This window comes from Salmonella sp. 2020_1395 (genome assembly GCF_043848115.1).
Taxonomy (GTDB): domain Bacteria; phylum Pseudomonadota; class Gammaproteobacteria; order Enterobacterales; family Enterobacteriaceae; genus Salmonella; species Salmonella enterica.
The window spans coordinates 452,135-458,546 of the sequence record NZ_JBCMFH010000002.1 but is presented as its reverse complement, the minus strand read 5'-3'; the positions used below and the strand labels follow the sequence as shown (position 1 = coordinate 458,546).

Genomic DNA, 6,412 nt, shown 5'->3' with positions numbered 1-6,412 from the left:
TCTGAGGCAGCACCTGGCACGGCTGGGACGGAAGTCGCTGTCGTTCTCAAAATCGGTGGAGCTGCATGACAAAGTCATCGGGCATTATCTGAACATAAAACACTATCAGTAAGTTGGAGTCATTACCCAGGAAAACAATAAAATTCATCCTCGGCATCATAGGGCGATAATTTTTGATAACCGTCACCAAAATCCCATATATATACCGAAAAATCATTTCCAGGGAGATTATATTTTTCCAGAATTTTTCTTTCATTTTCTCTCCACCAATTCAGTTTCCCCCTGTCCGTAATGGGGAAATGCCTGGCAAGAATGTTAATGTCTTTACCTGAATAATAATGGACATCCACGATTTCTACTGGTCTGCCTGACCATAAGTATATAACAACAGAACAAAATAATATGGCGATTGTCACAATATAAATGAATTTTTTCGTTATTACCCATGACACAATCACATTCCTTATGCAAAATATCGGACTATGCTATGTTAACAATACAAACAAATACCTTGCCGACAATACATACCAAATCAGGAGTAATATCCTCTGACACCTGAGATTTTTACGGTGGTATTTATTTCTGTAATATACACTTCATCCTTTAAGCTGACTCTTTGTTGGCTGCGCTCAGAAACCCCGGTCACATAGTTATCTATGCTCCCGGGGATTTCTTCCCTTGCCGCCGCGATGCATCTAGAATGATTTTGTGTATAAATGGCTTAAACTCATACCCCTCTTTCTCATAATGTTGAAGTACAAACCAAATTTTAAAGACATCCCAATGGCTATAAAGCCAATGTGTTATATCATTACTGTCAAGACTAAAATGATCCTGCATCCTGTAATGCCCGTTTGCTGCGTAGGCATTTTTGATACATTCAATGATGTTATGGTAACGTGTGTGCCATACATATCATGAACAGATAATCTCAGCCCGTAGCTATAGGCCCTCCACGATTTTATTTCCCTCTGTCGGCAATTGTTCCGCATCTTTTGTTGTTGCCTTTTGCTTCCCAGAAGATGTAGATCCGTTACCCGTGTCGACTGTAGGTACATTTGACGGTACAGGGTAATTTGATTTATTCAACAACCCTTCTTATGGTGAAAAATAACTATCTATAGGCATCAAAGCGTTACAGATCTTTCCATCAAATAATTCAAAATCATGGACGTTTACTAAAAATTTATCTTTATATGAGTAATTAGCACCAACCACTGGAATAGTAAAAATCTCGATCTCTTCATTTTTTTTATTTATTATTAACATGCCATCAAAACCATGAGGTATTTGATCGTCACTAAAATTATTTAATGATAGTCTAATATTTATTATAGATTTATTATTCCCAGCCAAAAAGGAATTAATTAAAGAATCGGTTATTCCATGAGGATAAGTATCAACATATACTATTCGTATAGAGTTCCCCGCTCTTTCATTCCAACAGGATTTATTGACCGCATATATCCTTTCATTAGCTCTATATTCTTTAAAATATTCCTTCCCTTCTGGGTTACCCCATATGAATAAATAATATCCTCGCTCACCAGCGTTGACAGAAAATGTCACAATCCAGATAAAGAGGAATATATATTTAGCCATATCATCTATCTCTTACATTAGATTTTTTTGAACGGGTGTAAATTCACCACCGCAAAGATGTCCGGTTCCTGGCCGTCAGCCTCCAGCGTGGAACTTTAGCGGGCGAGAGTTCGTCAGGCTCATACTTTATCGTGTTTCCAGAACATGAAACAATGTACAAAAATAGACTACTTAGTGAGTAGGCTGTAGGATCTTTCCCTACAGCCTCTCACAAACCGTACGTAAAGCTCTCATTTCATACGATTCGCGTCAGACAAATATATCCTCTGGCACTACGGTTCAGTGTAAAAACACTCAGAATTATGCCTTTGATAGTTGCTCCCTTAACTGACATATTTTTGCCTTTTAACGGTCACTGCATTATCATCCCGGTTCCGGTTGACAAACTCCTCACCACTGATCGCTACTTATTTTCCTTAAAACAGGGGAGTCTCTGAGACTTCCGCCAGCGTTTTAGCTCTTCAATAACTCCTTCAGGACTATCTTCTCGTTCCCCTGATGGATAAAATATCAAATCCCCGCCATCAGGGTGTTGAGTAATTTTATTAAAATGGCGTAGAAGATTATCAATAAACTTCGATAATTCATCTCCAGTCAACTCTTCAGGAGGCTCAAAAAAATTGTTTAAAAACTCGATAAACTCATCTTCTGTATAATCTTCAAGGTTATTTTTTAGTTCCATTTTCACCTCAAACCTTACTTATACAATCGTATATGATTTTTAGGAGTGTTTATCCTAAGGTTATCAACATCAAACACCATTCCTCCATACTGGATCTTTCCAACGTGGTAAATTTCATAAGCCCACCTACCTCCGACTTGTTGCCTTATCAAGGTGTACGGCGCTCGACTTCTTTTTATCAAAGTTTGATTCGATTTACTAAACTGCGCCAGTAACTCTGGGCATTCCCCTACACCTGATTTTCATTTACTTTTCTTAAAACAAGGCAATCCTTGAGATTCTCTCCATTCTTTAATTATGTTCAGAATACCCTCAGGTGTTCCATCACTTTCCGTTTCAGGATAATAGATAAGATCTGTTCCATCTGGGTATTCAGTGATCTTCTCAAAATACTCAAGCAATGGATCTAATGTTTCATCTGTATCCGACTCGTTTTCAGAAAATATCACTCTCAAGAAATCAATGAACTCACTTTCCGTATAATCACTAATATTTTCTTTTAATTTCATAAATCGCCTGTGTATGTCAATATGGTGTTCACACGGAGATTGTCTACATTGTAAACATCGCCTCTATTTGCAACTTCATCTATATGATGAAGCTCGAACCTCCGTTTTCCGACTCTGTCAACTTTTCTAACCTTTGATGCTTTACCTGATTTCATTCGAGTCATATTAACCTCCCCGCCACAGTCCACCGCATCACCCATTCTGGCAACGGGCAGGCCGTCAATAAATACCGTGGGGGAACTCGCTATACTCACGGTCTCGTAATAATCGTCGTGCTGGGTGCCTTTATCGTTGAGTCGGGCGGCTGTGGGCATTTTTCTCCATAGCTTCATTACTAAATAATAAGTGATAGGAACATTGAACTTACTGCAACTCCAATATAACTAATTAATTCTTTTAATAAAAATCTAAACTCTGAATCTTTTTTATGCGAATCCAGGATATTAATTAATTCATTTTCTCTTCGATTTGATGGCATAATTCCATCTGGGAATGTATTTATTGGTTTTCTCAATGCACTGCTGATTTTTTTAAAATTTGTTATTAAATAAAGCTTTTCTTTCTTTTTTTTATGAATTTGGATATAACATGAGTATTCTGTTTGTGTACTAAATTTTTTAGTGACCATGACACAGATTCATTATCAATGATAATCTTACCATCAGAAAATTCAATTTTTTGAATAAAGAAAAATTTTTATTTCCCCGCCCAAAATGTATGCAGGTTCCAAACCAAACATTTCATTATCAGCTAATGCGCCTAATTTTTTAACTGTGCGATCAAAAAGATAATTATTGTTATCATCCACTAAATCAAATCCTTCCTGACTTGAAGATGCAAGAAAAGATGTAATTTCGCTGTCAAGAATATTTTTTGTTTTATTGATAAACCTATTTTCATTAAAAATGATCTTATTAAGTAAAGGTAAGATGATAATATTTCCTCCTGTGAACCATGGCCTGATTTAATGCTATCATTGGATGCATCATCTGGTGTTTTTAGTCTTTCATTCTTATTCCAGCTTGCACCTGTTGAACTGTTGATACCTCTGGAGGGTGAAGCTGACGACAGTGGTTGCCGCCGGCGCTAATCCGTCCACATCCAGCGTAAAACACAGGCCATTTTGTGACATAACCTTATTCTGGATTTATTGACGAAAAAGGAACCACGGTCCGCTCGTGACAGTGGCAATGGGGAGGACAGCCGCTTCAGGCACGCTACCGCCAAAGTTTCCGGCATCCACCATCTCCCATATATGAAACGTAACAGACGTAACTCATTGCTGGCACGGGCTTTTTGTCTCCGTTCCCGGACAAAAACAGCATCTCACCATTAAGGCGGAATGCTGTGGATTTACTCTTATGCTTCCAGCGGCGCACGCCAGTCATCAGCACCTGAAGTGCCTGTTGAAACGTGTTCCCACTCAATTTTGCGGTAAGCCAGAGAAACTCTAACCAGATGTGTGAACTCACGTTTGGTGTTGTCCTGGCAGTGCGGCACAGCGGAAAGTGTCGATAGCTGGCATCCGGCCTTGTTGTAGGTGTCGATATAGCCCAGCAATTCAGGCAGGCGTTTCAGGGGAAGGGCGGGGTGATGCTGGGTTACAACAGGAGTTACAACACCATCCAGATCGAATGCCGGATTATATTTAATCGTTCCCTGCTGTACGGCGTGGCGCATAATTTTGGTCAGATGCTGGCGTATACGTCCGGCAACATCATGCACACCTTTATCATCAATGTCTCTGACCAGTCGTGCGAGATGTAGGGTTTAAGTCGCCGAAATACCCATTGCGCCGATATCAGGGAAAACGTAGTGTTGGAGGCAGACAGGAATTTTATTGGCGTGACTTTCTGACCAGAGTTTCAGGCAGCCTGTATGCCACAATCTGGCGATGTACTGGAACGTTCTAATTCATTGACAACCTTTTTTCGTCCCGGCGCTGCTGAGAAGGGGTAAAGCCGGATTTTAGTACGCGCCGGGTGGCATCGCGTTTTTCGCGGGCAAGGGCGAGTGAAGTTTCGGGATAAGGACCGAATGATACCCCGGACTCTTTTCCCTCAAAACGATATTTGAAATACCAGATACGAAAACCGTTGGGTTTTACCAGAAGATACAGGCTGAGTGTATCAGCGAGTTTGTAGGGTTTATCAGAAGGCTTTGCACTACGGGCTTGTTTGTCGGTTAATGCCATTTGGGGGGCACTCCTTTATCGAACCGGACTGAGCACCGAGTTGACCACCAAAAGCCCCTGATTTGGGCGGATAAATAGAAATTCGCTGGGAAGAGTTTTTCCACTAACTCATTGAATTAAAAACACATGGGGATTTTTAAGGAAGTATAAAAAGGGAAGGTGGTGCCCGGACTCGGAATCGAACCAAGGACACGGGGATTTTCAATCCCCTGCTCTACCGACTGAGCTATCCGGGCAACGAGGCGCATTAAACCGTAATCGCCTCGCTTCGTCAACGAAATTTCTTCAAATCAACGTAGACTGCACAATCTATCACCACTTTGTTGTTATTGCACGCAGAGTCAGGCAAAAAACATCGCCCATGCGGCGGAAATCGGCATCGCCAATAACAGCGCCGGGAGCATATTCACTACCGGAAACATTTTGATTCCGCATACACGCAAGCCGGTCGCCACCAGCAGCAGTCCGCCTACAGCGCTAAAGTCGCCCATCATTGCCGGCGTGGTCAGCGGAAGAATGAGAGTGGCGCAGGCGGCAAGCGTTAACTGGATAATCAACATCGGCGCGCAAATCGCCGAAACGGCGATGCCAAGCGAACAGGCGAAAATAATGGCAGTGAAAAAATCCAGAAAAGATTTAGCGATCAAAATGTTTGGATCGCCGGTCATCCCTTCATGCATCGCGCCGAAAATACCGGTGCCGCTGGCGCAAAAAAGTACAATGATAGCGACGTAACTTTGAATAAATGAGTCGTGTGTTGGCTTCTTACCCGATGCCATAAATAATTGTTGGATTTTCGCGACTGCGCCATTAATGCCTTTTTCCAGCAAACAAAACTCGCCGATAAGCGCGCCGACCAGCGTCGCCAGCACCATCACCGGAAGATTAGCGCACTTCATCACCAGCAGAATACCAATTCCCAGAGAGCACAGACCAAAAATAGACGTCATTGAGACGCGAATCCGTTCTGGCAGACGCTGACTTAACAGCGCGCCAATAACGCCGCCGAATAAAATTGCGCCAGCGTTAATGAAAGGTCCAATTACCACAATGACTCCTGTTATTTGTCTTTCAAATTGCCTTATTATCACGCGATTAAGCTGTTAATAGCTTGATTATCTGTGACGTATAGAGCGCTGATTTTACCTTGCGCCGTCTGGTGAAAGGTGCCATGATTGCGCGAAATTTCTCCTGCCAGCATGGGGCTCGCCGGGATGAACATAGCGCCTTTATATTGTCTTCACTGTCGCCTGACTGCGCGAGGTTTGCCCCTTTCTTTCCTTTTTTTTGTCATCCCCGCTATGCGGTGAGGGCAGCGCACGCTCACTGCAGGACAACAGTAAAATCAGAAACAGTCTGTTTTTACTGATGTCTGGCGGTCGGAGCTGGTATCCAGTTTGACCCGGCATCTCGTTGGGCAAGGCA

At 42.1% G+C, this 6,412-nt stretch carries 10 protein-coding genes, 1 tRNA gene and 3 pseudogenes; 1 reads left to right on the top strand and 13 read right to left on the bottom strand.

Annotation, left to right across the window (positions count from 1 at the left end; translation table 11 throughout):
- A partial coding sequence (locus ACH0WD_RS04835) for an IS1 family transposase (protein WP_001691633.1) occupies positions 1-112 on the top strand: 112 nt, incomplete at its 5' end.
- Positions 113-122: 10 nt separating this feature from the next.
- Here the strand turns inward: ACH0WD_RS04835 and ACH0WD_RS04830 are convergent.
- The 13 genes and pseudogenes from ACH0WD_RS04830 to ACH0WD_RS04770 all read right to left on the bottom strand — a co-directional run bounded on the left by ACH0WD_RS04830 (position 123) and on the right by ACH0WD_RS04770 (position 6,036).
- Positions 123-452, bottom strand: coding sequence for a DUF943 family protein (locus tag ACH0WD_RS04830; RefSeq protein ID WP_395201880.1), 330 nt, complete (start codon positions 450-452; stop codon positions 123-125).
- Positions 453-654: 202 nt separating this feature from the next.
- The gene (locus tag ACH0WD_RS04825; protein WP_223151465.1) at positions 655-876 is read right to left on the bottom strand and encodes a DUF3289 family protein; all 222 of its coding nucleotides are present in this window, start codon (positions 874-876) and stop codon (positions 655-657) included.
- A 222-nt stretch (positions 877-1,098) separates the two neighbouring features.
- Positions 1,099-1,602 carry a hypothetical protein gene (locus ACH0WD_RS04820; RefSeq protein ID WP_001151804.1) on the bottom strand — a complete coding sequence of 168 codons (504 nt, stop codon included), beginning with the start codon at positions 1,600-1,602 and terminating at the stop codon, positions 1,099-1,101.
- 403 nt (positions 1,603-2,005) lie between these two features.
- Entirely contained in the window at positions 2,006-2,284 is a 279-nt protein-coding gene (locus ACH0WD_RS04815; protein ID WP_000421097.1) for a bacteriocin immunity protein, read from the bottom strand.
- A gap of 14 nt (positions 2,285-2,298) precedes the next feature.
- Positions 2,299-2,505 (bottom strand): annotated as a pseudogene (locus tag ACH0WD_RS04810) (type VI secretion system tube protein Hcp); the annotation flags it as partial.
- Between the two features lie 21 nt (positions 2,506-2,526).
- Positions 2,527-2,793: a bacteriocin immunity protein gene (locus ACH0WD_RS04805; RefSeq protein WP_000768133.1), complete on the bottom strand. Its 267-nt coding sequence runs from the start codon at positions 2,791-2,793 to the stop codon at positions 2,527-2,529.
- A complete protein-coding gene (locus ACH0WD_RS04800) occupies positions 2,790-3,107 on the bottom strand; it encodes a PAAR domain-containing protein (RefSeq protein ID WP_001141621.1) in 318 nt (105 codons plus the stop codon). The genes ACH0WD_RS04805 and ACH0WD_RS04800 overlap by 4 nt, the downstream gene beginning before the upstream one ends.
- A 20-nt stretch (positions 3,108-3,127) precedes the next feature.
- Complete coding sequence (locus tag ACH0WD_RS04795) at positions 3,128-3,421, bottom strand: hypothetical protein (protein WP_023167864.1); 294 nt, start codon at positions 3,419-3,421, stop codon at positions 3,128-3,130.
- A 42-nt stretch (positions 3,422-3,463) separates the two neighbouring features.
- On the bottom strand, positions 3,464-3,601 hold the full coding sequence (locus ACH0WD_RS04790; protein ID WP_001747489.1) for a T6SS immunity protein Tdi1 domain-containing protein: 138 nt from the start codon (positions 3,599-3,601) through the stop codon (positions 3,464-3,466).
- 551 nt (positions 3,602-4,152) lie between these two features.
- Positions 4,153-4,293 (bottom strand): annotated as a pseudogene (locus ACH0WD_RS04785) (type VI secretion system tube protein Hcp); the annotation flags it as partial.
- Between the two features lie 36 nt (positions 4,294-4,329).
- Positions 4,330-4,987, bottom strand: a pseudogene (locus ACH0WD_RS04780) (tyrosine-type recombinase/integrase); the annotation flags it as partial.
- A 160-nt stretch (positions 4,988-5,147) separates the two neighbouring features.
- Positions 5,148-5,223: transfer RNA gene (locus ACH0WD_RS04775), tRNA-Phe, on the bottom strand.
- A gap of 105 nt (positions 5,224-5,328) precedes the next feature.
- Entirely contained in the window at positions 5,329-6,036 is a 708-nt protein-coding gene (locus ACH0WD_RS04770; protein WP_000234466.1) for a DUF554 domain-containing protein, read from the bottom strand.
- Between the last annotated feature and the right edge of the window lie 376 nt (positions 6,037-6,412).